21 protein-coding genes are annotated in these 25,810 nt (G+C 42.5%); 9 read left to right on the plus strand and 12 right to left on the minus strand.

Translation table 11 applies throughout. The features are described 5' to 3' along the window. On the minus strand, positions 1-336 hold a 336-nt coding region (locus B3763_RS14420), incomplete at its 3' end, for a hypothetical protein (protein ID WP_286747459.1). Between the two features lie 230 nt (positions 337-566). Then, the gene (locus B3763_RS14425) at positions 567-1,037 is read right to left on the minus strand and encodes a hypothetical protein (protein WP_286747460.1); all 471 of its coding nucleotides are present in this window, start codon (positions 1,035-1,037) and stop codon (positions 567-569) included. A gap of 171 nt (positions 1,038-1,208) precedes the next feature. Between B3763_RS14425 and B3763_RS14430 the strand changes: the two genes are divergently transcribed. Next, entirely contained in the window at positions 1,209-3,071 is a 1,863-nt protein-coding gene (locus B3763_RS14430; RefSeq protein ID WP_189630719.1) for a PAS domain S-box protein, read from the plus strand. Further along, positions 3,068-3,484 carry a response regulator gene (locus B3763_RS14435; RefSeq protein WP_189630718.1) on the plus strand — a complete coding sequence of 139 codons (417 nt, stop codon included), beginning with the start codon at positions 3,068-3,070 and terminating at the stop codon, positions 3,482-3,484. Before B3763_RS14430 ends, B3763_RS14435 begins: the two co-directional genes overlap by 4 nt. Before the next feature lie 92 nt (positions 3,485-3,576). On the opposite strand, the gene B3763_RS14440 is transcribed toward B3763_RS14435, so the two are convergent. The 10 genes from B3763_RS14440 to B3763_RS14485 all read right to left on the minus strand — a co-directional run bounded on the left by B3763_RS14440 (position 3,577) and on the right by B3763_RS14485 (position 18,709). Then, positions 3,577-4,161 carry a hypothetical protein gene (locus tag B3763_RS14440; RefSeq protein WP_189630717.1) on the minus strand — a complete coding sequence of 195 codons (585 nt, stop codon included), beginning with the start codon at positions 4,159-4,161 and terminating at the stop codon, positions 3,577-3,579. Continuing rightward, positions 4,158-4,913 (minus strand): sensor histidine kinase, encoded by a 756-nt coding sequence (locus B3763_RS14445; RefSeq protein ID WP_189630716.1) that lies wholly within the window; start codon positions 4,911-4,913, stop codon positions 4,158-4,160. The genes B3763_RS14440 and B3763_RS14445 overlap by 4 nt, the downstream gene beginning before the upstream one ends. A gap of 12 nt (positions 4,914-4,925) precedes the next feature. Further along, complete coding sequence (locus B3763_RS14450) at positions 4,926-5,387, minus strand: hypothetical protein (protein ID WP_189630715.1); 462 nt, start codon at positions 5,385-5,387, stop codon at positions 4,926-4,928. 201 nt (positions 5,388-5,588) lie between these two features. Beyond that, positions 5,589-6,248, minus strand: a complete 660-nt coding sequence (locus tag B3763_RS14455; protein WP_189630714.1) for a response regulator — start codon at positions 6,246-6,248, stop codon at positions 5,589-5,591. Then, entirely contained in the window at positions 6,241-12,351 is a 6,111-nt protein-coding gene (locus B3763_RS14460; protein ID WP_286747461.1) for a PAS domain S-box protein, read from the minus strand. The genes B3763_RS14455 and B3763_RS14460 overlap by 8 nt, the downstream gene beginning before the upstream one ends. A 366-nt stretch (positions 12,352-12,717) precedes the next feature. Further along, complete coding sequence (locus B3763_RS14465) at positions 12,718-14,202, minus strand: sensor histidine kinase (RefSeq protein ID WP_286747463.1); 1,485 nt, start codon at positions 14,200-14,202, stop codon at positions 12,718-12,720. Between the two features lie 829 nt (positions 14,203-15,031). Next, positions 15,032-15,688: a response regulator gene (locus B3763_RS14470; RefSeq protein WP_189630711.1), complete on the minus strand. Its 657-nt coding sequence runs from the start codon at positions 15,686-15,688 to the stop codon at positions 15,032-15,034. Beyond that, complete coding sequence (locus tag B3763_RS14475; protein ID WP_286747464.1) at positions 15,681-16,202, minus strand: sensor histidine kinase; 522 nt, start codon at positions 16,200-16,202, stop codon at positions 15,681-15,683. Before B3763_RS14475 ends, B3763_RS14470 begins: the two co-directional genes overlap by 8 nt. Then, a complete protein-coding gene (locus tag B3763_RS14480; RefSeq protein ID WP_286747465.1) occupies positions 16,159-18,036 on the minus strand; it encodes a PAS domain-containing protein in 1,878 nt (625 codons plus the stop codon). Before B3763_RS14480 ends, B3763_RS14475 begins: the two co-directional genes overlap by 44 nt. 142 nt (positions 18,037-18,178) lie before the next feature. Next, entirely contained in the window at positions 18,179-18,709 is a 531-nt protein-coding gene (locus B3763_RS14485; RefSeq protein ID WP_189630709.1) for a hypothetical protein, read from the minus strand. Positions 18,710-18,907: 198 nt separating this feature from the next. On the opposite strand from B3763_RS14485, the gene B3763_RS14490 reads away from it, so the two are divergent. The 7 genes from B3763_RS14490 to B3763_RS14520 all read left to right on the plus strand — a co-directional run bounded on the left by B3763_RS14490 (position 18,908) and on the right by B3763_RS14520 (position 25,810). Continuing rightward, the gene (locus B3763_RS14490) at positions 18,908-19,876 is read left to right on the plus strand and encodes a vWA domain-containing protein (protein ID WP_189630708.1); all 969 of its coding nucleotides are present in this window, start codon (positions 18,908-18,910) and stop codon (positions 19,874-19,876) included. Beyond that, positions 19,873-20,802 (plus strand): hypothetical protein, encoded by a 930-nt coding sequence (locus tag B3763_RS14495; RefSeq protein ID WP_286747466.1) that lies wholly within the window; start codon positions 19,873-19,875, stop codon positions 20,800-20,802. The genes B3763_RS14490 and B3763_RS14495 overlap by 4 nt, the downstream gene beginning before the upstream one ends. A 176-nt stretch (positions 20,803-20,978) precedes the next feature. Further along, positions 20,979-22,157 carry an acetyl-CoA C-acyltransferase gene (locus tag B3763_RS14500; protein ID WP_189630706.1) on the plus strand — a complete coding sequence of 393 codons (1,179 nt, stop codon included), beginning with the start codon at positions 20,979-20,981 and terminating at the stop codon, positions 22,155-22,157. A 54-nt stretch (positions 22,158-22,211) separates the two neighbouring features. After that, positions 22,212-23,528, plus strand: coding sequence for a toxin-antitoxin system YwqK family antitoxin (locus B3763_RS14505; protein ID WP_286747467.1), 1,317 nt, complete (start codon positions 22,212-22,214; stop codon positions 23,526-23,528). A gap of 42 nt (positions 23,529-23,570) precedes the next feature. Further along, on the plus strand, positions 23,571-24,521 hold the full coding sequence (locus B3763_RS14510; protein WP_189630704.1) for a phosphoribosylaminoimidazolesuccinocarboxamide synthase: 951 nt from the start codon (positions 23,571-23,573) through the stop codon (positions 24,519-24,521). Continuing rightward, positions 24,518-24,883 carry an STAS domain-containing protein gene (locus B3763_RS14515; protein ID WP_189630703.1) on the plus strand — a complete coding sequence of 122 codons (366 nt, stop codon included), beginning with the start codon at positions 24,518-24,520 and terminating at the stop codon, positions 24,881-24,883. The genes B3763_RS14510 and B3763_RS14515 overlap by 4 nt, the downstream gene beginning before the upstream one ends. Before the next feature lie 9 nt (positions 24,884-24,892). After that, complete coding sequence (locus tag B3763_RS14520; protein WP_286747468.1) at positions 24,893-25,810, plus strand: ribonuclease Z; 918 nt, start codon at positions 24,893-24,895, stop codon at positions 25,808-25,810.

The following is a 25,810-nucleotide window of genomic DNA, read 5'->3' on the forward strand; positions in this document are numbered from 1 at the left end:
ATCACTAAGCAATGCATACCGCTCCATCAGTGGCTTGCAATCGCTCAGTAGGGCGTAGCCAATATGCCTAATGCCTGCACTTAATAGCTGATAATCATAGGCCTTAATCATATATTCATCGCATCGGCCACAGGTATAAAAGTGTTGCTTAGCAACTTCTATATTGCCTTCCACGCTATATTGATATAAGGCTGCCTTTTCATTAATAAAGAAAAATTCTGCCCTTACACTCTCTTGGAACAAGCTTTGATTCAATGATTTTCTAATCAGACCATACTCCCTCTCCTGATACTCCTGATGTACTTCAATAAGTCGCTTGCGATAATCCATTTCCATACGCCTAAACTAGGAAGTACTCATTTACCTTTGTACTTATCAGGCATAAATACACCTACCGCCTGGGAAATTATCGAGTTTTTAACACACATATCCATTGAATAATTATATCTATGGGGGAGTGTTTCTCTATATTAAAACGATAGTTAAAGCACTTACTAAAGAAGTACTATGGAGCTTTGCTGTAAAAGCTTACGATGCTAAAACATACTTGATTCAGCAGCTATAATTTACTTTCTAAAGATTTTATAGCCTATACCCATTTGAAAGAAGGGAAAACCATCGGAGTGGGCATAACCAAGTTCAGCAGCCACCTTGGTGGAGACATCATAGCTCATTTGAATGGAGGGTAAAACAGAAATAAAATATTGGTTGTGTACCCCTGTTCTAAGCCCCACACCTACATCGAATCGCGAGCCATCGAACACTGAATAGTTAAACTGCAAACCGGAAAATGTATTCGCCTCTCGCTCGGCACTCCCTATAGCTGTAAGATATACATAGCCCATGGAAAAGCGCTGTCCCAAATTAAGCGATACGGAGGGGCCGGTATTCCAACCATTTACAGATCTGGTGGTTATATTCTTGAGTGAAACTGAAAACCGATCTTTCTGAGGTTTGTTTTGCCGGTAAAAGCTCTGGGCTTGTACCCCAAAGCTCAACATGAGCAGGCTTGCTAGAACAATGAATTTGGCTTTCATGGCTGATGTGGTTCAATTCTTACCTCTAAATTCGCCAAATTCTTACCCCATTTTCTACGCAATGCCCGATGCTTAACATTTAGGTGTTTTACGCAAGAGGTTAGCCCCTTGAAATGACCTTAAAATTAAATATTAAGCTTAATTTTGCAGATTAGTCTTTCTTAAATCTTTATGCCTAAATCCATCTTCAAGCTTTACGAAGAACTCTTCTCCAAATCTGTTTTTGCCATTGCGGTCACATCCTACGAAGGCATACCTGTATTTGTAAATTCCAAGTTCTGCCAAATGATGGGTTATTCGGCAGAAGAACTGACAAGCATGACCTTTTCGGAGTTTACACACCCGGACGATGTGAATAAAAACCTGGAGGTTTTTGAGAAGCTAAAAGCCGGTGAAATAGAAAGCTACAGACTGGAGAAAAGATACATTCGCAAAACAGGAGAAGTTATTTGGGCAGAGCTAACCGTAGAGCTACTGGAAAACCGGGTAGATTCGGGCTACATAAGAACTTACATACTCGACATTACCGAAAAAAAGAAGAAAGAGGAAGCCATGGCCAAGCAGGAGCTGGTTTTCCACGAGGTATTTCACAATATGTTTCAGCTTATGGGGCTAATGGAGCTTGACGGTACACTTATAGAAGCAAACCAAAGTGCTCTGGACTTTGTGGGCTACAAAAGAGATGAAATTGTAGGCAAGAAGTTCTATGATGCACCCTGGTGGGCCTGGAATGACGAAATACGCTCACAAATCATTGACGCTATTGACAGAGCTTCTCAAGGCGAATTTGTTCGTTTTTATACAGATATTTTGGGCAACAAGGGTGTTGAAACCATCGATTTTTCCTTGCGCCCCATAAAGCAGGGCGGTAAGGTTGTGCTGCTTATTCCGGAGGGGCGCCCAATTCCTCAGGAAAAGGAAATCGAAAAAGAGTTATTGGCTAAAAACCTGCTGCTTGAAAAGACAGAAAAACTCTCGAAAACAGGCGGCTGGATTTTGCAAATCAAAGACCTGGATTTAAAGCTCTCAAACAACGCTTACGAACTTCTGGGTTTACCAAGAAACAAAAAACCAACCCTAAAGGATGTTCAGGAACGAGTTCACCCGGAAGACCTCGATCATTTTAACATGATTGTTCAGAAGGCTTTGGAAGACAAGCAGTCTTGCCAGCACCAGTATAGAGTGAAAACAGAAACAGGCTGGAGACACATAAAGAGCTATGGAGAACCTCGCTTCAATAAGAAAGGAAAGGCCATATCGCTCAATGGAGCCATTATGGACATTACTGCGGAAATGGAGTCCGAGCAGAAACTGCAAAAAATCAATGATGAGCTTAACAACAAAGTGCAGGAATTGCGTCAGTTTGCCTACGTAACCGCCCACGATCTTCAAGAACCACTACGCACTATTATCAGCTTTATTCAGTTGCTCAAGGCTACACTCAAAGATGCCAATATTCATGACGATACCGAACTGTATACCGAATACATAGAAAAAAGTGCCAACCGACTAAAAAATCTTATCAAAGACCTCCTGCATTTTAGTCAGTTAGAAAATCAAAAACTCACGTTCGAAAGGGTGAACCTTCAAAAGGTATTTCATCAGGTGAAGGCCGATTTGCACAACCTCATAAAAACCACCAATGCGTCTGTAGAATGTTCGGAGCTACCTCAAATAATTGCCAACGAAACGCGCATCAACGTACTTTTCCAAAATCTAATTAACAATGCCATAAAGTTTAGAAGGCAAGGTATTAGGCCCCAAATAAGAGTAGAATACACCCAGAATAATGACTTTCACTACCTGTCTTTTTCTGATAACGGAATTGGAATTGACAAAGAATATCACCAATATGTATTTGAGATCTTCAAGCGCCTGAGTAGTAGGGAAGAATATGAAGGCACCGGAATAGGCCTTGCCATGTGCAAGAAAATTGCAGATCAGCACAACGGAGTCATTGATGTGGAGTCGGTAGTGGATGAGGGAACGACCTTCCGGGTGGCTATTTCAAAAAAACTAACATTAAGCTATTGAAAACGCTGTTAATAGAAGATAATCCTGCCGATGTAGAATTGCTGAAAATTGCTTTCGAACAAACGCAGATCGACACGGATATCATTGTAAAAACAGATGGACAAGAAGCGATAGATTACTTGTTTGAGTTAGCCGAAAACCAGCCGGAAAGTGAGTTTCCGAGCCTTATTTTTCTCGATCTAAACCTCCCCAAAAAGAGCGGAAAAGAGGTACTCAGACTGGTAAAAAAAGACGAAAAGTTAAGAGGAGTACCCATTATAGTAATGTCTACCTCCGACTTTAGAGAAGATGTGGAGCTATGTTACAAGCTCTATGCAAACTCTTATCTGGTAAAGCCCAGCGATTTTAGCATGTTTATGGATATGGTGGGTTCTATTAAAGAGTTTTGGTACAACAAGTCGGTACTTCCTTAGACTCACTCTTTTAAAGACAAAAAAAGAGGTGCCATTTTCTGCTCGGCACCTCCAATTGAACAACACCCAAAAGCCAAATTGGTATTGTATCTTTAAACTCTTTCGTTAATGTAAATCCGTATGTCATGTGGGGCCGTTTCATTGCCTCCAAAGTATGGAAACAACAGGTAGTAAACGCCCAACTTATCTTTCACTTTTCGTTCCATAGTAACTGTATGGTCTCCATTTACTGCCAACTCATACGATTCATCGGTTAGGTTAATCTGAAACAATGCGTTGGCTCCTATCTGCAGATCTGTTATATATTCAAAATTCATCTGACCATTTTGATAGGCATACGCAAATATTTCAACCTGATCTTTCTGGGCACTGTATCGCCAACCAAACCGTATGCTGTTGTCATGGTGCATACTATTAGCATCGGCAAACCCAAACAGCTTGTTAATATCTTCCTGGTTTTTGTTGCCCAGGTTATAACGGGCCGATTCGTCAAATCTTGCCGTAAAACGCAAGGTTGAAGACTTTAAGGTTCTGAGCTTATCGCCAACAAACCCTGCGACCACCTTACTATCGTGTCGGCCTTCTTCTATAAGGTACACCTGCTCCGGATTTTCATAAAGCTCGGAGCAATCTTGTACCAGCAGGCCCAAAAGCAGTGCAAACACTAGCTTTTTCATGAAACTACTTTTAGGCTTGTGTTAGCACGAGTCATGGTTACATGAAACACGGCATGTCCATCTTCATGAATCGAAGCTGTGAGTTGTGCCTGGCTATTGGCCAGCAAACGCTTCACTAAGCCCAATCTCAAAGGCAAACCTTCGATGAGGTATTCTTCAGAGAGCTTTGAAAATGGCTCAAATATGTTTTCCAGGTCTTGCTCGGCAATTTTGAGTCCGGGCACCTCAAAAGTAAGCTCTACCTCATGCTCATTGGGGTTAATACCCAGCTTAGGCATTTCGCTTCCCTTAAATTCCAGAGCCAGACTCACCAGTCTTTTCAGACCTTTCATGAAAGACTCGTTATCTATACGCACCTCAACATGCTGCTGAATGCCCACAAAATCGAATTTCTTAAACGGATAGTAATTTTCGAACGAAATAGTAAGCTCTTTGAAAATATCGTCTGAACCATAGGAGGTAATATCTACTTTAGGCTCCGCATTGCTGAGCTCCATTAAAAGCAAGGTATCTTCTACCAGTCCAGCCGCTTTTTTAGACTCATTAACAATTCGGTTAATGTATTTTGAAAACAGCTTGAGCAGGTCTTCGCTTTTGTGCTCCATGATTTCTTCCATCATCTGAGCCGTCATTTCTATAGCATTGAGCGGAGACTTAAACTCGGCCGACATGTTGGTAAGCACCTTAGAGGTATTGTTACCAAATTCTATATGCTTAGTTTCTTCTGATTGATTTTTTTGTACAGCGTTCATGACTCCCTCCTTTTAGTAAATGTTCCAGATTAATTTTACACTCATTGCGCGTTCATTGCTCTTGCCGTATTCGAACCCGAGCTTGGTGTTCCAGGCCAGGTTTACCCTGCCCTCAACTCCGAAGTAAGGTTTCTCGAACTGGGCATCGAGCGCGGCCATTCTAAAGGTGGGGCCCACCTGAAAACAGTCGTTTACCGGCAACATAATGGCCGTGTAAAGTCCTGCCCATCGGGTGTCCATGTAAGAACCTTCTTTAGACTTGTAATCTCTGGTGTGGAAATAGCTGAAGTTGAATACCTCTTTGAAGTTCACTCCGAGTGAAAATCCGTAAAGAGGATTGTCGCCATAAGTGGCAACTGTGGGGGCTACTTGAAAACTGAAGTCTTTTTTCCCCTGGTGCTTATAATAGTACGTTTGGGAAAATGCAGTGCTACAACCGAGTAGCAAGACTGCAATACACATTAACTTTTTCATGGCTTTTGGATTTCAATTGTGTTATTCTTTCAACACTAAGGTCACCATCTGCCATGGCTAATATGTGAGTGAAACAAGGCTTGTAAAAAACCAGAAAAACACCACTATGGGGTGGTGTTTTCTGTAATGGATTGTTGTAAAAATTTCACTTAGTAGGGCTTTGTAAGATCACCTACAAAATCTAGGCAATTCCCTTAGAACCTAAATATCCGAGAAAAGACGCTTTTCCACTGCCCAAATGGCCAATCCGGCCATATTCTTATGCCCCGTCTTTTCCAATAGGTTTCGTTTATGGGCTTCTACTGTTCTTATGGAAATAAAAAGCTCATCGGCAATTTCCTGATTGGAGTATTCTTTTACTATAAGATGCAAGACCTCTTTTTCTCTTCGGGTAAGGGGTACATCTACCACTACTTTTTGCGATGATGTTTTTTCTCCTCGCAGATAGTCCATAATGGTATTGGTTACCTGTGGACTATAGTAGCTCTTGCCTTCGTGAACATCGAGAATGGCCTGAATAATTTCCGATTGGTTGGCGGTTTTCAGTACATATCCATTCACTCCATAGTTAAGCATTTTCTTAATATGCTGAGTTTCACTCAACATAGTGAGAGCTATAATCTTGAACTGATAAGTCATTTCTTTGAGCCGCTTCACCAACTGAATACCATCCACCTGTGGCATTACAATATCGGTTAGCAGAATATCGAAGTCAGGATTTTCCTTGATTCTCTGGAGCGCTTCTTCTCCATGATTGGCATGGTTTACCACCTCAAACCTATCGTCTTCAGAAATGTAGGCTTCCAGTGCATCTCTGATCATTTTATGATCATCTACCAAGAAAAGTCTAATCTTACTCATAATACAGTATGTCTTTAGTGAATGGAAATTCTATCATAATGGTTGTACCGTGCCCTACATGGGAATCTATATAAATTTCGGCCCCAAAGGACGATACTCTATTTTTCATATTGGCTAGCCCAAAACCACCTTTACTTTGACTCAACTTACTGGCATCGAATCCTTTACCGTCATCTTCAATAGTCAATTGCACTACATCGCCCAGCTTCATGTATTGTATGGTTACATACCTGGCCTCTGAGTGCTTGAGTATGTTATTGGTGGCTTCTTGTACTATCTTATACAAGCTGGTATCTATAGGTACTCTAAGCCTGATACCTTCCATGTTGGTCAGAAACTCAAACTCTACCTGACTGGATTGGTTCAAATCGCTGATGGTATCTTTTACTACCGAAACAAAGCCAAAATCTTCTATGGCCTTCGGCATCAGACTGTGAGCAATAGCCCGCGAATCGTTGAGCGACTTTTTCAGGTAGTTGTACCCTATATCGAACTTGTTCTTCACTTTATCGCTCAACTTGGCCTTTTCCATACGCACAAACTCCAAATTTAGAGAGGCAATGGTAAGGGTTTGCTGAAGGCTATCGTGAATTTCTTTAGAAATTCTTGATCGTTCTTGGTCCGAAGCTTCCATTACAGCATTGAGAATTCGCTCTTCCGAACGAACCCTATCCGTAATATCGTGAATAAAGCCTTCCAAAACATACTCGCTGCCTTCTTTATACACCAATTTGCCGGTGTTACTCACCCAAATTATCTTTCCGTCTTTGGTCATCATGCGGAAAGTATATGAATACTCATTTTCTTCTTTGAGCACGTTTTTGAGAAACTGAATGCTGCTCTCAAAATCTTCTTTATAAATGACCTGCTTTAAGAACTTCTCATGACCAATTTCTTCAATCTCATTTACCGAGTAGCCCAGCAGCTTGTGTAGGTATTCGGAGATAAACTCTATTTGGCTTGAAGGAAATTTGAGGCGATAAACGATGCCCGGCAATGAAGAAACTATGTTTTGAAACTGCTGGGACTGTTCCTGAATAAGCAATAGTGCCTTTTTAATGGCCGTAACATCTTGCGCAATACCAATGTGTCTTTTAGGTTCTCCATTGGCATCGTACTCTACCCGGCTCTTGGCAAAGAGATATCGTACTTCGCCCGACTTGAGTACAATGCGGTATTCACATTCGTATTTGCCCGTCTTGAGCGACTCTGCAAACTTAGCCACCTGCATTTCGCGATCATCCGGGTGGGTATATTCCAGCCACTCCTGCACAGGCACTCCGTCTTTTCTTTTAAGGCCGTACAGTTCGAACATGACATCCGACCACCAGGTTTCTTCAAACTGCATGTCGTATCGCCAGGTACCAATTCGGCCTACATTTTGCGACTCTTCAAAGGTTTCGAGTGTGTTGAGGTATTCTATTTCCAGTTCTTTCTTTTTAACCAGCGAATGTAGCAAGTTGGCATAGTTGGTGAGCAGTTCAATGTCTCTGGTACTGTACTCAGCTACTTTGTTACCAACACCTAAAATAGCCACCACTTTGTTGCCATCTATTATAGGTATCTCAAGGTCGCGATTTAGTTGAGGGTGACCTTCCGGTATTCCCTTATCGCTAATTTGTTCTTCCTGACTATGAATTACAGGCTTGCGTTTGTCTATACAGTCTTTCCAAATACCCGCTTCTTCTATCTCATAATCGGGGATTCTCTTCTTTGTGTTGGAAGCAGAAACACCCTCCTGACTCCACTGCACAAACTTAATTTTACCCTCGTCTTCATCTACAAAATGATAGAACCCACAGTTAGAGTCGAGTAGTTCTACTGCATATTCCACTCCACGCTGAATGAGTTCTTCAAGGCTTTTCTGGTAGGCTTCGTACAGTTTTACGGTAAAGCTCAAAAATTCATTGAACTTGTGCTGCTCAGTTACATCGCTAAAGGTAGACTCAAACAAATACGGAGCACCATTCTTAAAAACTGTTTGCACGTTAAAATTGAGCCAGCGTTTCTCACCGCTCTCGGTGTTGAAAAGCACCTCAATATTATGTCGGGTTTTGTTTAGGTCGGAGACCTCAAAAAGATTGCTGGAATGGGGTATAAAATTATTAATGTTTTTACCGAGCAATTGCTTTTGCGATGGTCTACCCAAAATACGGGCACCCTCCGGGTTTAGCTCAAGAATTTCTCCGTTGGTATCGACAAGAATATAGCCCTCCTGAATGTTTTCGAAGATACTTCGATACTTGTTTTCCGACTCTTCCAGAGCTTTCACTGCCTGATACTCCTGGGTAATATCGCGTAAGAAGGCCATTACATACTCTCCATCTTTCAGCTCAATTTTGTTGAGATGAATATTGGCAATTATGGTATTGCCCTGGCCGTCTTTGTAATACCAAATAAAGTTCTCATCCTTCCTTACCTCTAGTTGGCCCACATGATATTTGGTGGCTTCTTCAGAGGTTCTCCCTCCCGGCTGGTGCGAAGGAGACAGTTCCCACATGGCTTTATTGTTGAGCTCAGAAATGGGCATATTGAATATTTGACTCATTCGCTTATTGCAGTCTACAAAGCGATAGTCCTTGAGCAGTGCTATACCTATTGTGGCGTTTTCCAACAATACCCGGAATCTTTGCTCGCTTTCGGCCACCAAGAGAACGGCTCGTTTATGTTTTAAAATAAGCCCCAGGTTTTCGGAAATGGCATCCATCAGAGAAACTTCCTCAGGCAGAAAGTTAATTTCTTCTCCTTCTGAATTTCTTTTGGCAATGGCCACGGCTACCTCTCCTACTACTACACCATCCATTCGCAACGGAGAGCTATACCTGTTTTTGTAGGTGAATTTTCCGCTATTGAATTTATTATCATCAAAAATAATTTGTGCCTGCGTACACTCCGGATACTGAAAAGCTGGTGGAATAAGCTGAACGGCCTGGCGCAACAAGTCTTCTTTGGAAGACAGCCCCGACTCGGCCAGATGAGAAATACCATAGAGGCACTTAGCCTCCTTTACGCGCTCCTTCAAATCGAACACCAGTTTCTCATTCTGCCGTTTGGCCTCCATTTCTGCATTCACGTTGGTAGATACACCAATCCATGAGATAATGTTCTGATTCTCATCTAATATTGGATTGGCCTTAACACTCAACCACTTGTACTTGCCCGAAGCGTCTTTGTGGCGTTCCAGGTTAAAATAGGAAGACTTGTTGGCCAGTGCTTCTTCCCATTTAAGGCGGGCCTGCTCCCGATCGTCTTTATGAAGCCCGTTTCTTCTTCCCTGATGGTAGTACTTTATGTTATCTCCATAGAAGTGTCGGCCGGCTTCATTAATGTAATTCGTTTTTCCTTGCGAATCGGCTGTCCATAGAATGTGTGGTAAAAATTCAGACTGCATTCTGAACTTGCTCTCACTCTCCTGCAGGGCAAGTTCATTCAACTTCTGCTCTGTTACGTTTCTCACCAACATGGTTACTCCGTTGAACATGCCTTTTTGGTCGTGCAGAGCGGAAAGTTTGGCATCGAACCATTTGGTTTTTGCTCCAAACTGTATGCTATAGGTAATGGATTCGGTCTGGGAAGACTCCTTAATTCTTACAAAGGCTTCTTTCACCAGCTGACTCACATCATCGGGCATAAAGTCTGCTATTTTTTTGCCAATCATTTTGGCTGGTACGGCCAGCAAATCACCGGGGTCTCCACCAGGAAAAACCTCTTTGTAGCGAAGATTTCTGTCTATTATAATGACTATATCATCGAACGAGTCGAGAATGGACAATAGCTTTTCTTTCACTTCGTGGAGCTCATTCTCGGCAATTTTTCGCTCGGTAATGTCGTGATACACCCCCAAAACAGAATCAGGGTTACCTTCTGGGTCGTAAGTAGTTTCCCAGGAATCTTCAAAATAGCGCACCTCTCCGTTCGGCAGTAAAGCCTTAAACTCTACATGAGTGTTTTTATGGCTTTTTCTCGATTGTTTAATGAGGTCTCTAAGGCGCTTTCGGTCGTCTGGGTGAACCAACTTAAAAAACACCTCTCTGGAGGGTTGAATCTTTTTGTCTAAATGGAATAACTCATAGGCCGAGTCAGACCAGGTGTAGTTATCGGTTTTATAGCTGTAAGTCCAGTGGCCAAAGTTGGCAATTTTTTGAGCAGCCTGAAGCTTGGCCTGCCGATCTTTAATTTCCAGCTGATGCCTTCTGCGCTCGGTAATATCCGTAAATATGGTACAGGTTTTAAGCTCGTTGGTAGCCTGATCTATAAGCGGAAATGAATCTATCAGGATCCAGACAATGGCTGACTTTCTAGGATTGAAAATCCCCACAATATCGCCCAATACCGGCTTTTTAGATTCGACCACCTTGGCCGAAGGCATGGCTGTCCAATCGAGCTGATTGTGGTCTTCATCGATAAAATACCAATCAGGATCTTTCGCTCCCTTAGTGTCGAGCACCTCACGGTCTAAGCCTAAAATTTCCGCAGCCTTTTTATTGGAGTCTAGAATTTGCCCTTCCGAATCCTGGTATACAATACCCACAGTGGCATTGTCAAATATGGTTCTGAATTTGAGTTCGCTTTGCTCCAGGGCAATTTGTCGCTCTTTTTCCTCCGTAATATCTTGAACTAAACCCAATACGCCTAGCAACCTACCCTTGGCGTTAAACTCGGGGTCGCCTGTCACTTTTACCCATCGTACTTGTTTATTCTTTTCTACCCTGTGTAAAAACTCAATGTGCTGACCATCGCACATTTTTTTGAAGTCGGTAATAAAGAGCTCTCTATCTTCTCCATATATAGCATCCAGAATAGTTTCCCGATCAATTTTCTGCTCTGCCGGAAAGCCCAGTATGGCTCGGCACTTAGGAGAAACGTAAGTAAATTCTTCCTGCTCTAAATCGAAATACCAGCTACCAATACGACCCAACTTCTGGGTTTTCTGAAGCTGTATTTTCTCAAATCTTATTTTTTCTTCTTGCTCTTTGAGGGCCGTAATATCAACATGCACGCCCAGCACTTTAATAGGGTTGCGCTGGCTATCGTACTCCATTATTTTACCCGTATCATAAATCCAGATGTAGTGCCCTTCTTTGTGCTGAATACGGTATACGGCCTCGTACTTATCTGTCTCTCCTTTTACATGCTGCTCTAGTTTGGCCAAAGATTCAGGAAAGTCTTCCGGGTGAATTCTGCTTCTTGAAAAGCCCAGCGATTTGTCTAACTCAGACACTTCGAAGCCAAGCATTTTGGCGTACTCAAAGTTGTAGAGCATTTCGTTGGTTTTCAGGTTCCACTCCCATGTACCCAGATTGGCGGCCTCAAGCGTGAAGTCGAGACGCTCTTCCATGGCCTTCAATTCTGTAATGTCTTCCTTAACTGCCAGAAAATTAACTATTCGGCCGTTTTCGTCTTTTATTGGGCTTATGATGGCCTTTTCGTAGAGTAGAGTACCATTTTTGCGTTTGTTTATGAAATTACCGGACCAGGTATCTCCTTCTATAATAGTATCCCAAAGTTGTTTAAATACCTCCTCGTCTTGACGACCCGACTTTAAAAGGCTTGGTTTTTTCCCTATTACCTCTCTTTTGGTGTAACCGGTCACCTCCACAAACCTGTCGTTAACATATTCTATGTTTCCGTCAATATTGGTAATGAGGATAATATTGGCAGACTGTTCTACAGCTGCGGAAAGTTTTTCGAGCTTAGCGCTTTGTGTGGTTACCTTTCTTCTGAGTTCTATGCGTTCCAGAGAGAATATGAGGGACTTCTCGATCTGGGTAGGTGACATCTCGTGCTTTGAAAGGTAATCTTGCGCACCCAATTGTATGGCTTCTTTGGCCAAATCGAGGCTCTGATTACCACTTAAAACAATAAGGCATATGTCAGGAAAATTATTAACAATTCGCTCTACCCCTTCTAACCCTTTGATACCCGGCAAACCCAGGTCTAGAAACACCACATGAAAGGTTTCCTCTTCGAGCCACTCCATACCCACCCAAAAGTCAACCACATGTTCTATTCTAAACTCCTTGTCATGATCGAACATCGATACATATTCTTGTAAAAGAATGGCATCGGTATGATTATCTTCTATGTGGAGTATTTTGGTCATAGCAGGAATCTGTATTTTCCCTCGAAACGTTTAATCCTAAGCTCTAAAAACTCAACCCTTAGCTCAGATAGGTATAATTTAAGGGTTTAATGCCCGATAAAAAATAACTACCAGCGATATTTTCTCTATAAAATGCAATTGCTTACGCCAAATCGATTCCGAGGTTGAGTCTCATCGCTAACCGGCCATCTGAATTACCAGATCTGCCTAGTTATGGAAAGTGTGCAATTACTTAGATTAAATTCGAATTCCTGTATGTGATTCTCTGTGTAATGGATGTAGGTGATTCACGTAGTTTTTAAAACACTCCTAAAGACAGGCCCGCCCACTGAAAAATCTATAAAATGGTCAAAAAAACATTCAGAACTATTTTTTGGGTAGCTTAAAGAAGAATGTGGTGCCTTCTCCTTCAGTAGATTCATACCATATATCTCCGCCTCCCTTAGAAATTATGCGATGAGCTATAGCCAGCCCCATGCCTGAACCCTGCACTTCTTCGCCAGCGAATCGCTTAAAGATTACAAACACATCGTTTTTGTAAATTTCCGGGATACCAATACCATTATCTTTTACGGAAAAAGTGACAAACCCAGGCGATTCTAGAGCTTCAATATGAATTTTGGGTTTACTACTTTTATTGTACTTCAACCCATTGTCTATCAGGTTCATGAGCAACCTCTCAAAAAGGCTCTGCTGAAAGGATATTTCCGGCATGGACGAGTACGTTACGGTAGCATTGTGTTCATATATTTTTTTGCGCAATAGCTCCAACACATTTTCCAGAGCCGTTTGAGTGCTAAATACAACCGAAGGATTCTTGGAAGTATTTACTCTGGAGTAAGCCAACAAGTCATTGATCATACGTTTTATCTTGCTGGTTCCTCCCAAAATATACTCCACAAACATTTGAGATTTATCGTCCAGATTGGTTCCCAGGCGGGTTACTAAAAGTTCGGTGAAGGCCGAAATGGTTCTGATGGGTTCCTGTAAATCGTGCGATGCCACGTAAGCGAACTCCTCCAATTCTTTGTTGGATCTCTCCAACTCACGGTTGAGCTGATTGAGCTCGTGCTGATTTTTGTACAACACAGTAATGTCTAATATTCCTCCACCAAGTTTCACCAACCGATTGTGCCTGAATATGGGCTGTGCAAAAATACGCACCTGTTTTTTGTTGCCATTGGCAGTTATTATCTCCAGTTCCAAATCGAAAGGAGTACCATCTACCAGACCGGCTTTAAGAGCTTCTCTAAGTTTGGGGCGATCGGCAGAGGTATAGAAGCTTAGTGTCTGCTCCAGGTCTGGTGCCTCGCCTATGTCTAACTCATGGATCGTAAACATTTCGTCAGACCAGTACATGGTATGGCTTAAAAGGTCATATTCAAAACCACCCACATGCAGGTGTTCTCCAACTCTCTTCAGTACCTCCAACTGATGCTGAATGGAGGTATCCATATTTACTTTTTCCGTTTCATCGGTTAGTATGAGTCCGTAGTAGTCTGTTTGCAGGGGAATTATTTCTACGGTACACCAGCGGTTTACTGAATTAAAGAAATGGGTAAACTTTGACTTCTCTGCTCGTGGTTCACCAAGCCGACTAATGAGCCAATGAAAAGGAGAGTCGTAGGCATTTCTTTTTTTCTCAGGAAACCACTTACCAAGTATTGTTGCTGACTCCACCTGCAGAAGTTCTTCAAAGCTGGGGTTGATCACATGAAAGCACACTGATTTTATGGATTTGCCAGTTCTTCGAACGTAAAAATTGGCAATACCCAAATCGATTTTATCGAAAAGGTCTTTGTATACCTGTAATGACTCATTTACATTATTATCCACTTCTCTTTTATTCATCAACTCATTTTTGTTCATACATAATGGATTGATGGAACCCTACCCGGGTGTTCCATAATAGACAAACCTCGAACGGTGCTAATAATCTATTGCGTGAAAGTGGTGTGAGACAATCTCAATAATAGCGATATTTTCCCTGAAAAGCGATAGCCCTAAATGCATCTGATTGGATTGTACAATACCAATTACCGAAGATGTAGCGATATGCTTTAATTACTCAAATTAAGCAACAGAAACCCCGAAAAAGAACAAGTTATTATCTTAACCACGGCCAGGCCGCACATCTAGAGTATTACGATAAAGAACTTGTATGGAGCAAAGTTTTACCCGATTACCAGCGTTTATTTAAAAATTGTTCTTCTACTCGATAGCAGAAATTTGTCCAAAAAAAAACAGAGGCTGCCTTAAGCGTGCAGCTCATTTCCGGAAGAAAGAGATAACACTCTTAAGACAACCTCTGCGGCACTTTAACTATCAACTCTACTTAAATAATCATCTTTCGTGTCGGATCGATGAACCAACTTCACACAAAGTACCCAACTGATGTCTTTATGTTTGTTATTGTTTGTCTTTGGAAAACCGCATTTGACAATGCTCTTTTTTTTAAGACATAGAGTCCGCCTTAGCTACAGTCAATCTAGGTGAAAAGGAGATTTCTAAAATGTAATCTCAGGGAGCGCAGAGTAAAATTCAGTCTGATCATATCTTTGGTTATTGGCCTCTTTGCGCCCTCCCTTGATCACATTTACAAAGTAAGGGGACTTACTTTTCACAAACATCTGAGAAACACCTAACTCTTCTATAGGTGAAACACCTAGATTTGCTTTTACTAAGAATTGTTTTTCTTGAAAATCTCGTTTTCGATTGCGTAAATAATGAGCCCGGCCAGATTTTTACTACCGGTTTTCTCTAACATGTTTCGTTTATGAGCCTCCACCGTTCGGGCACTAATAAATAGCTGATCGGCAATTTCTCTGTTGCTCTTTTGTTCTAAAATGAGCTGCAAAATTTCTTTCTCTCTATCGGTAAGGTCCGTTTTTAGGCTAAAACCTACCCCATTTCCCCTGAGCTTGCTCATCATTATCTCAGTAATTTCATAGGAGTAAAACTGCCCTCCCTTATATACGGTTTCAATGGCCTGCCTTAACTCATTTTTCCCAACATCTTTTAATACATAGCCCATAACCCCCAATTGCAAGAGGCGTTTTACGAAGATCACATCATTGAACATGGTGAGTACTATTACCTTCACATCCCTGTTTTCGGCAATCAACCGTTCAACCAGTTCAATACCATTGAGCTGGGGCATTTGAATATCGGTAAGTAGTATGTCTACCTCCAGACTTTTAAGTTGTTCGTAGGCCAACAGACCATTGGAGGCTGTGCCACAAATTTTAAACTCTGGTATTTGGCTTAAAAAGGAGACCAATCCTTCTAAAATCATAGGGTGATCATCGGCCACAAAAAGGCGAATTGACTTATTCATATACTTTAAGCTTTGCTGGAATAATGGCCACCAAACAAGTACCCTTTCCCGGGTTGCTATCTACTGATAGCCTACCAGACATTGACCATACCCGGTTTTTCATGCTTGTCAGGCCATATCCTTCTTTATAAATATCTAGTTTGTTTTTATCAAAACCCACACCGTTGTCCTCTATCATCATTTGCACGTTTTCATCGGCCGTTTTAATGAGCTGTACACTAATCTTACTGGCTTTGGCATGCTTCATTATATTATTTAGGGTTTCCTGGGCTACCCGATACAACCCTAGCTCTACCTCGGCCGGTAGTCTTGCTGTAATATTGGTATAATATTCAACCTCGGTGCCGTTGCCATTAATGGTATCGGAAATTAATTGTTCCAGGGCTTTTACAAGCCCCAGTTCCTCTACATCTTTAGGCAATAGCTGATGGGCAATATTGCGACTTTCTTTAATACCCTGCTCTAAATACTTAAGGCTTTTGTAGTGCCTCCGAAAACTTTGCGACCTCCTCATCCAGATGCTTAAGATTCATATAGCTAACCCCCAGGGTTTGTTGTACACCATCGTGCAAATCTGAAGCAATCCTTCTGCGTTCTTTGTCTTCAGTACTGTATATAGCCTGCTGAACTTTCTCCTGATTTCTAATAATAGGGGTCACATCGAAAAGGCAGCCTTCCAGCCACACCAGCATATCGTTTTCAAACACACCTACCCCCTGTTCCCATATCCACTTTATTCTGCCTTGCTTATCCTTTATTCGGTATGTCATCCGAAAAGGCTTTTGATCGTTCACCGAACGCTGCACATGCTCCCAAACCTCATCCCTATCATCTGGTATAATCAAGTTACCAAAAGTTGTAATGGCCGGATCGCCATAAAACTCCTCCTGTCTGTATCCTGTAATTTGTTCACAAGCAGGGCTGATATAGTCCATGGTCCATGACTCATCGTTTCTGCAGCGATATACCACCCCCGGCAAGTTATTTATGAGGTTATTCATTTGCCGGTAACTTTCTTTGAGCTTTAGCTCAGCCTCTCGCTTTCGGGTTACATCGGTCAACACAGCCAACACCATGGTTTCACCGTCAATACTCACCGGGCTCAAGCCCATTTCTATCCAAAATAGTCGGCCGTTTTTCTTTCTGGCCTTTATCTCAGCAGTAGAATCAAGTACCTGAGTTCGGGGTTTGGTTAAAAAGTCGTTGAGTAGTTGCTTGTACTTGCTTCGTTTGTCGGGAGGCAACAATCGCAGTACATTAAGCCCGTTGAGTTCCTCATCCGAATAGCCAAACACCTCGCACGACCTTTTACTGTGCAGCACTATTTTACCTCGCTTGTTAACGAGAAATAAAGGGTTGGGGTCGGTGCGAATAACTGTTCTGAACTTTTCTTCCTGTCGAGCCAACAGCTCGGTACTTACCTTGCGGGTGTGAATATCGGCATGGCTTCCCACCACACGAATGGGTTTGCCCTCTTCGTCCCAAACAGCTTTGCACGTTGAAAGAAACCATCGGTAACTACCATCCTTTTTCTTCAACCTGAATTCCATTTCGTAGGGCACTTTATTTTGGAGATAGTTATTGAATCTTCGCCTGGCCTCTGCCCTGTCGTGCGGATGAACGAGGTCATAGAAGCCTTCAATCAAATCGGGAAGATCGCCCGGTTCATAGCCCAGGTTGTCGTACATGTTTTTAGACCAGAAAATCTTGTTTTCTTGTGGCAGCCAGTCCCAAAAGCCATTTTGTGTACTTTCCAGCGCCAACTGAAACCGCAGCTTGTGGTCCTGAAGCTCTGCTGTACGTTGCTGCACCAACTGTTCCAGGTTGGACTCGAGCCTTTCTCGCCTGATAGAACCGGCTATTGCATTGGCCAAAGTCATGAGTAATTGCTTTTCCGGCTCTGACAGTTTTCTTTCTTTGCTAAAGTCAGCAAAGCCTATGGCCCCCCAAAAATCGTCATCTACTATTATGGGAAAGAAAGCCACGAGTTTCGTATGGTCTAACCCCATATGCGCCCTTAGCTCGCTGTCGCTGTCAGAGTAAACCAACATGTAAGGTTTGCCGGCTGCCAATTCCTTGCTTAGTTTCTCCATGCGATAAAGAGGAACATCCTGATTGCGAGCAACTCGCTCAGGAATCACGGTTTTGCTCGAAAAATACTTAATGGAGCTTAGGAGCTCTCCATTCTCGTTTCTATGGTTTTTGTAAATAAAAGATGAACTAATGTCGAGATGATCGCACAGGGTATCCAGGGCAATCTGAATCCCTTCTTCCAGTTTGGAAGCTATAAGCGAATTGGTTGCATTCACTACGCCTAAAATAAAATCGTCAATCTTGGATTGAGCCATGAGATCACTCGGTAGGAATAGGATTAAATTTATGCAATTCCAAGAATAATCGGTGCTAAATCGAGTAAAGATTAAGCTATATAAACAAAGAAGGCTTCTCCATCTGAGAAGCCCCTTTTAACCAAAACACTAAATGTATATGCTAATTTCTTACCAGCCTGGCCGAAAGTCTGGCGTGTGCCAGAGTTTTTCCAGGGGTGAATTCTAAATTGTCTTTGCTAATGGAAATGTAGTTGTGCTGACCATTGTCTTTAACCCACAACAGAAGCTTCTCGCCTTCATTTACTTTGCCCAAAATTGGGTCTACATAGCCTGAATACTGCCAGTTGACCTTATAATAGTCAGAAGGAATATATCCTGAACTCTGGTTGAATCCCATGCTTTTTAGTAAACTAACAGCCTGCTCCATTGTGGGAAGTTCCCAACCTTCGGGCTTTACGGTTTCAAGTTCTTCATAAGTAAAGTGCTCTTTAGAAACTTTCGCCTGCTCATTAACCAGTGCCAAATTGCTGGTCATCCACTCTCCTGCCGAGAAGCTATGGGAGTCGAAGGCCACCTGCTCACTAGTTAGCGCATTCGCATCAGCCGATTTTTCACCCAGTGCCAGCTCTACCGGCAAATACAATAAGGGTAGCGAAACAAAGAAGGCGAAAAAGGTTTTGAGCGTTTTCATAATGCTTTACTTATGTTTCAAATGTAGAGCCTCCCCAAAGCCTTTTAGTAGGTATATTTCCTTAGATTTAAAAAATAGGTGTAACACCTAGTTGTCGATTTAGTAAGCCTTAACAATCTTTAACACCCACTAAATGACCACACTTGATGAGTGGCTTATATATAAAGGTATACTTCTATATATTTGGCTTTCTGAAATATGACCTGGTTTAAAAGTATTGGAACAACAGAGTGGGTATTTATAGGCATATTCATAATTGCCTACTCCGCATATATTATTCGAATGTTCATGGTGGCCAGGAGGCTACAAACCTCCTTTCGACCGCTCGTTTTCAAGATTTTGCTCCGTAGCATGGCCATGGCCTTGCTTATTATAGCCTTGCTGGGCCCTTCTTTTGGAGAAACCACTAAAGAGGTGAAGTCGGAGGGTAAGGATATATATATAGCGGTAGACCTATCGCAATCTATGAACGCCTTCGACATTCAACCTACCCGACTGGAGAAAATTAAATTTGAACTTAAAAACATTGTAGACGCCTTTAGTTCTGACCGCATTGGCCTGATTATTTTTAGCTCCGAAGCCTTTGTACAATGTCCTCTTACCTACGACCAGAGTGCGCTTAGTTTATTCATCAGCACTCTCAACACCAGCCTGGTGCCCAACGCAGGAACCGATTTTGGAGCTCCACTACGAATGGCCTTAGACAAGCTCGAAGATTCTGAATCGCCCATTACCCAACAAAAGGCAAAGATTGTTTTATTGATTAGCGATGGAGAAGATTTTGGCGATGAAACTGATGAGGCTGCCAAAGAGATTGTAAAAAGTGGCATTCAGTTGTTTGCTCTTGGTGTGGGAACAGAAACAGGTTCTAAAATAAGGCAGGCCAATGGTTTTAAACGAGACAGAAATGGGCAGGAGGTAGTAACAAAGCTCAACTCCAAATCGTTAAGAAAACTGGCCGTTGACACCGGTGGCAAATACTTCGAAATCAATGAAAATCAAAACGATGTAGCTCGACTCATTAGGGCTATAAACGAAGTAGAGGGCGAATTGCGCGATGCCCGAATGATCGATGCCTCGGCCAATAAGTTTTATTATTTCGTGCTGGGTGCGCTGGTGCTTTTGGCTCTGGACGCGCTCATTAGAAGAAAGACATTAAGGATATGAAATACATTATCAGCTTATTGATTATACTGGGAGGGGTTACAGATCCGGTAAATAAAATTGCCCGATCGAACAAGCTTAAGCGTACGGCCAAAGAAGCCTACGAAACAGGCCGGTATGCCGAAGCTGTTACGGCCTATGTATCTCTGCTCGATAGTTTAGAAGTAGAAGACTATAAGGCCCGTTTAAACCTAGCCCATGCAGCCTATTTACTGTCATATGGGGGAGACAACATGGGCTTATTGAGCGACATAAGCAGCGGCAAAACCCAGGTACAAGACAGTGCTCAGTTAAGCGCCATTAGCGGAGACCTTCGCTATTTTGATATTGCCGATAAGAATTACAAAACCGTTGCCGGTGCAGCAGAGCCAGTTCTTGCTTCTTCGGCCCACAATCAGCTGGGTATAATTGCCTACAAAATGAGTGAGCAATCGCCCGATGAAAAAGAGTCTTTTATGAACTCTGCCCTCAGCAATTTTAAGAATGCCTTGCTCAAAAACCCTTCTAACGAACAAGCCCGATACAATTATGAGCTGCTGAAAAAACTGCTAAGACAACAACAAGAGCAGCAACAGCAAGACCAAAAGAAAGATCAGCAACAAGAGCAAAAGCAAGATCAACAGAACAAGGATCAGAAAGACCAAAAAGATCAGCAACAAAAACAAGATCAGGAGCAAAAGAACGATCAGAACAAAGAGCAGCAAGAGCAGGAGCAGCAAAAAAACGATAAACAACAGCAAGAGCAAAAAGAGGGTGAGCAAAAAGATGACCCTATGCAAAAGCTCATGGAGAAGCTGAAGGAAATGAACATTCCGCTAGAAAAGGCTCAAATGATACTGGAGGCCATGAAAAACAATGAGATCCAGTATGTGCAACAAAAGAAGAGAAAGGCCACCCAGAAGAAAGACTCTGACAAACCAGACTGGTAAGTTGATTGACGACCGGCCGGTAGTTCAACCACAAAGCTTCTCAATTTTAAAGGTTTGTGGGAAATGAGTACTTCTTAACTAAATCCTATACCCGACATCTCCTTTTCATTCTCCTTTCAATCTTGAGCCTATTTCTTATCTTTGCTAACACTCGTTAGGAAAACTATAATTTAGATATGAAGGAAGTATATATTGTTTCTGCAGCACGTACACCAATTGGTAGTTTTGGAGGCAAACTAGCCGGTTTTTCGGCTACTCAGCTAGGCTCTATAGCTATTAAAGGTGCTTTGGAAAAAGCAGGTGTGGCTGCATCGCAAGTTCAGGAAGTCTTTATGGGCAACGTAGTTTCGGCCGGCTTAGGACAGGCTCCGGCTCGTCAGGCAGCCCTTGGTGCCGGCATCGGCCACGAAGTACCCTGCACTACCATCAATAAAGTCTGTGCTTCGGGAATGAAGTCGGTTATGCTCGCGGCACAGTCCATTATGCTCGGCCAACAAGAGGTAATAGTAGCCGGTGGTATGGAAAGCATGTCTAACATACCCTATTACATACCCAAGGCTCGCTACGGATACAAGTATGGTAATGGAGAGTTGGTAGACGGACTCTTAAAAGATGGTTTATGGGAAGTATACAACGGATTCCCCATGGGCAACTGTGCTGACAACACCGCCAGAGAAATGAACATTTCTCGCGAAGAACAGGATGAATATGCCATTAATTCGTACAAAAGAGCTGCCGCGGCTACAGAGCAAGGCAAATTCAAAAGTGAGATTATCCCCGTAGAAATTCCGCAAAGAAAAGGCGATCCTGTGATTATGGACGAAGATGAAGAATTCAGAAATGTATTCTTCGATAAAATACCGGCTCTCCGCCCGGTATTCTCCAAAGAAGGCACAGTTACTGCCGCCAATGCCTCTACGATAAACGATGGAGCCTCGGCCATGGTGCTCATGAGCAAAGAAAAAGCCGAAGAATTGGGAGTAAAACCACTGGCCAAAATCCGTGGTTTTGCCGATGCAGCGCAAGATCCGCTTTGGTTTACCACAGCCCCTGCGTTGGCCATACCTAAGGCCATGAAACTAGCCGGAGTATCTAAAGAAGAGGTAGATTTCTATGAAATTAATGAGGCGTTTTCAGTAGTAGCTATTGCTAACAACAAAACTCTGGAACTAGACAGTGCCAAGGTGAACGTAAATGGTGGAGCCGTGGCACTCGGCCACCCGCTGGGAGCCTCAGGAAACCGTATTGTAACCACCCTTTGCCATGTATTGGAACAAAACGATGGCAAAATTGGGGTAGCCGGTATTTGCAATGGTGGTGGCGGAGCTTCGGCCATTGTTATCGAGAAAATGTAGGATGACTATACTAAATATCTGAGCCTTACGTAATTTTACGTAAGGCTTTTTTTTATGAAAAGATCAATCTTCAACATCATTGCTTTTCTCGCGGTTCAGTACGTCTATGGTCAAGATACTATAAAGAAATTCTACCCTCCCGAGTTTAAAAATGTAAAAGAGGTTTACACTATTCTTGATGGAGACACCACCAAAATTCACGGTTCATACACCCGATACTATGAAGAGGGAGAAATTGCCATGAAGGGTGAGTTTGTTGAAGGAAAACCTCAGGGGCTCTTCATAGAATATTATGAAGATGGCAAGACGCTCTCTAAAACCACCTATAAGAATGGTAAGAAAACAGGCCCTTTTGAGGTCTACGCAAAAAACGGAGCACCTATTCAAAAGGGCAGTTACATAGATGGCGTTTTGAATGGAAAGGTTAAAACCTTCTACGATGATGGTAAACTTAAAGGAGAAACCACCTTTACCAACGGAATTCCCAATGGGCCTGCTATTGAGTATTTTCACAATGGCAACATAAAGCAAGAATTCACCTACCTGAACGGGAAGCAAAACGGACCGGCCAAAACCTACTACGCCAATGGGAAACCCTCTTCTGTTTTCACCTACAGCAATGGCGTAATTAACGGCACCTACGAAACCTTTTACTCCAACGGAGAGAAAGAAGGCGTTTACAACTATGTAAACGGTTACAAAAACGGAGCCTATAAGAAGTACAGCCCCAACGGGCAGTTGCTGGAAGAAGGCTCCTACATAGACGGAATAAATGATGGGGTGAGAAAAACCTACTATGAAAGTGGTGCTCCCAAAGAAGTACAGCACTTTCAGAAAGGAGCAAAAACAGGAATTAACACAACCTACTACGAAACCGGTGAGAAAATGTGGGTAGAAAACTACACCCGCATTACCAAAGATGGGGTGCTACGAGAATACTATAAGTCTGGCCAATTAAAAACCGAACAAGTATATGTAGATGGAAAAAAGGCCAAAACCTGGAAGACCTACTATGAAAATGGTCAGGTAGAAACTGAAACCCCACACGAGTCAGGCCATATAAACGGACTGGTTAAGTTCTACAATGAACAAGGGCAGCTCGTAAAATCTGTCCCATACATATATGGACGCAATACAGGAGTAGAAACTTCCTATTACGCCAGTGGTAAGAAGCATACGGAAACCAACTATCTCAATGGCCAGAAATCGGGCAGATACTACGAATATTTTGAATCGGGCGAAGTAAAAGTAAAGGGAAACCACCTCTACGATGTGAAACAAGGTACCTGGACCTATTACAACAAAGAGCAAAAACTACTCAAAACAGAAACCTATTCCCGAGGCCAGTTAATGAGCACAACAGAAAATTAATTCGCCAGCTATCAGCAAACGAATTTTGACTATTTTTACCCGATGATCGAAGGTGTTAAGGAAACTAATTTCCAGTTCCCCAATCAAACAGGATTTTATAGCGGTAAAGTAAGAGACATCTACTTTTTCAAAGACAAGTTGGCCATGGTGGCCACCGACCGCATTTCTGCTTTTGACGTAATACTACCAAGACCCATTCCTTACAAGGGGCAAGTACTGAACCAAATAGCCCAGAAATTTCTGGAAGCTACTAAAGATGTGGTTCCCAATTGGATTACCGATTCGCCCGACCCCAATGTGAGCATAGGTCTAAAATGCCAACCCTATGCGGTAGAAATGGTCATTAGAGGCTATCTGGCAGGCCATGCCTGGCGGGAGTACCGTGAAGGAAAAAGAACTCTTTGCGGAGTAAGTCTGCCCGAAGGGCTCAAAGAAAATGATAAACTTCCCACCCCTATCATTACCCCTACCACCAAGGCTAAAGAAGGCCATGACGAAGATATTTCAAGGGAAGAAATTCTCAGACAGGGCATAGTGGCCGAAGCAGAATATGTTCAATTGGAAAAATATACCCGAGCACTGTTTGAAAGAGGCACTGAAATAGCCGCCAAACAAGGGCTCATATTGGTTGACACCAAGTACGAATTTGGTAAATTCAACAATGAAATTTACCTGATCGATGAGATTCATACACCTGACTCATCCAGATACTTCTACAAAGAGGGCTATGAGAGCCGGCAGGCATCAGGAGAAAAACAAAAGCAGCTGTCGAAAGAGTTTGTGAGACAGTGGCTCATAGAAAATGGATTTCAGGGTAAGGAAGGGCAGGAAATTCCTACCATGACCAACGAGGTGGTACAGTCTATCTCTGACAGATACATTGAATTGTATGAAAAAGTGACAGGTGAAACCTTCCAAAAGCAAACTGGAACAAACGTTGTAGAACGCATTGAAAAAAACATTAAAAATTATTTAGCAAAGCATAACCTATGAAGTTTTCAATAGACAAAAAAGAGCTGTTTACCGTATTCAAACTTCAGGAAGAGAAACTAGACTCTACTCTTTCTCCTGAACTAAAATCGGAACTAGTATCCCTTCAGGCTCAAGGAGTTAAAAACCTAATACTTAACCTTTCTGAAACCAAGTATGCCGATTCTTCCGGACTAAGCGCCCTGCTCACCGGCAACAGAGCCTATACCGAAAATGGCGGAGCATTTATTCTTAGCGAAGTCACTTCTTTTGTAGATAAACTTTTAACCATCTCACAGCTAAAAAATGTTTTGACAGTTTTGGCCACTGACGAAGCTGCCAAAGACCTTATTTTGGCAAATAGCCCAAGCGAGGAAGAAGAATAAAACTTAGGTTTGAGCATCAGGGTAAAAATATTAGGCTCTAGTTCTGCCACGCCTGCGCACAGGCGAAACCACACCTCGCAGTTGGTTAATGTAGAAGGCAAGTATTACCTGGTGGATTGCGGTGAAGGCACTCAGCTACAACTCAAACGTTACAAGCTGAGGGCTCAGCGCATCAACAATATCTTTATATCGCACTTACATGGCGACCATTACCTGGGGCTTATGGGCTTGCTTTCAACCATGCACCTTATGGGAAGAAACAAACCATTGAACCTCTATGGCCCCAGGGGCTTGGCCGAAATAATTACCCTGCAACTCCGCTACTCTGAAACCATCTTCAATTATGATCTCAAGTTTATTGAAGTAGATGCCAGCCGCAGTCAGGTAATCCATGAAGATGAACTCATTTGCGTACACTCCATTCCGCTCAATCACCGCATTCCGTGCAGCGGCTTTCTGTTCGAAGAAAAAACAAAGAACAGGAGAATCCGGAGAGAAATGCTCCCCGATGACATGAGCGTAAGAAACATCATTCGCCTTAAAAAAGGAGAAGATATTTATGCTGAAGACGGTACGCTTCTGTATAAAAATAAAGACATGACGCTCCCGCCTCGTCAGTCGTTTCGATATGCCTACTGTAGTGACACCAAATATGATGAGTCCATTATACCCATAATTGAAGGGGCAGATATGCTCTATCATGAAGCTACTTTTTTAGAAGAGCATTTAGACAGAGCCACTTCTACCTACCATAGCACGGCCAAAGAAGCTGCCACTATTGCCCAAAAAGCTAACGTAGGGAAATTACTGTTAGGCCATTTTTCGGCCCGATACAAAGAACTGGAACCACTTGAGGCTGAAGCACGGGAGGTTTTTGCAGAATCGTACCTGGCTATTGAAGGAGAAGAGTTTATATTAGACAGCTAG

The organism is Roseivirga sp. UBA1976, assembly GCF_002336325.1.
Lineage (GTDB): Bacteria > Bacteroidota > Bacteroidia > Cytophagales > Cyclobacteriaceae > Roseivirga > Roseivirga thermotolerans.

Excerpts from the sequence above, each read along its gene's own strand:
- B3763_RS14500 (WP_189630706.1), top strand. The coding sequence starts at position 20,979 with ATGAAGGAAGTATATATTGTTTCTGCAGCACGTACACCAATTGGTAGT.
- B3763_RS14460 (WP_286747461.1), bottom strand. The coding sequence starts at position 12,351 with ATGACCAAAATACTCCACATAGAAGATAATCATACCGATGCCATTCTT.
- B3763_RS14470 (WP_189630711.1), bottom strand. The coding sequence starts at position 15,688 with ATGAATAAGTCAATTCGCCTTTTTGTGGCCGATGATCACCCTATGATT.
- B3763_RS14480 (WP_286747465.1), bottom strand. The coding sequence starts at position 18,036 with ATGGCTCAATCCAAGATTGACGATTTTATTTTAGGCGTAGTGAATGCA.
- B3763_RS14490 (WP_189630708.1), top strand. The coding sequence starts at position 18,908 with ATGACCTGGTTTAAAAGTATTGGAACAACAGAGTGGGTATTTATAGGC.
- B3763_RS14475 (WP_286747464.1), bottom strand. The coding sequence starts at position 16,202 with ATGAGGAGGTCGCAAAGTTTTCGGAGGCACTACAAAAGCCTTAAGTAT.
- B3763_RS14510 (WP_189630704.1), top strand. The coding sequence starts at position 23,571 with ATGATCGAAGGTGTTAAGGAAACTAATTTCCAGTTCCCCAATCAAACA.
- B3763_RS14445 (WP_189630716.1), bottom strand. The coding sequence starts at position 4,913 with ATGAACGCTGTACAAAAAAATCAATCAGAAGAAACTAAGCATATAGAA.
- B3763_RS14455 (WP_189630714.1), bottom strand. The coding sequence starts at position 6,248 with ATGAGTAAGATTAGACTTTTCTTGGTAGATGATCATAAAATGATCAGA.
- B3763_RS14515 (WP_189630703.1), top strand. The coding sequence starts at position 24,518 with ATGAAGTTTTCAATAGACAAAAAAGAGCTGTTTACCGTATTCAAACTT.
- B3763_RS14485 (WP_189630709.1), bottom strand. The coding sequence starts at position 18,709 with ATGAAAACGCTCAAAACCTTTTTCGCCTTCTTTGTTTCGCTACCCTTA.
- B3763_RS14430 (WP_189630719.1), top strand. The coding sequence starts at position 1,209 with ATGCCTAAATCCATCTTCAAGCTTTACGAAGAACTCTTCTCCAAATCT.
- B3763_RS14440 (WP_189630717.1), bottom strand. The coding sequence starts at position 4,161 with ATGAAAAAGCTAGTGTTTGCACTGCTTTTGGGCCTGCTGGTACAAGAT.
- B3763_RS14465 (WP_286747463.1), bottom strand. The coding sequence starts at position 14,202 with ATGAATAAAAGAGAAGTGGATAATAATGTAAATGAGTCATTACAGGTA.
- B3763_RS14425 (WP_286747460.1), bottom strand. The coding sequence starts at position 1,037 with ATGAAAGCCAAATTCATTGTTCTAGCAAGCCTGCTCATGTTGAGCTTT.
- B3763_RS14505 (WP_286747467.1), top strand. The coding sequence starts at position 22,212 with ATGAAAAGATCAATCTTCAACATCATTGCTTTTCTCGCGGTTCAGTAC.
- B3763_RS14450 (WP_189630715.1), bottom strand. The coding sequence starts at position 5,387 with ATGAAAAAGTTAATGTGTATTGCAGTCTTGCTACTCGGTTGTAGCACT.
- B3763_RS14495 (WP_286747466.1), top strand. The coding sequence starts at position 19,873 with ATGAAATACATTATCAGCTTATTGATTATACTGGGAGGGGTTACAGAT.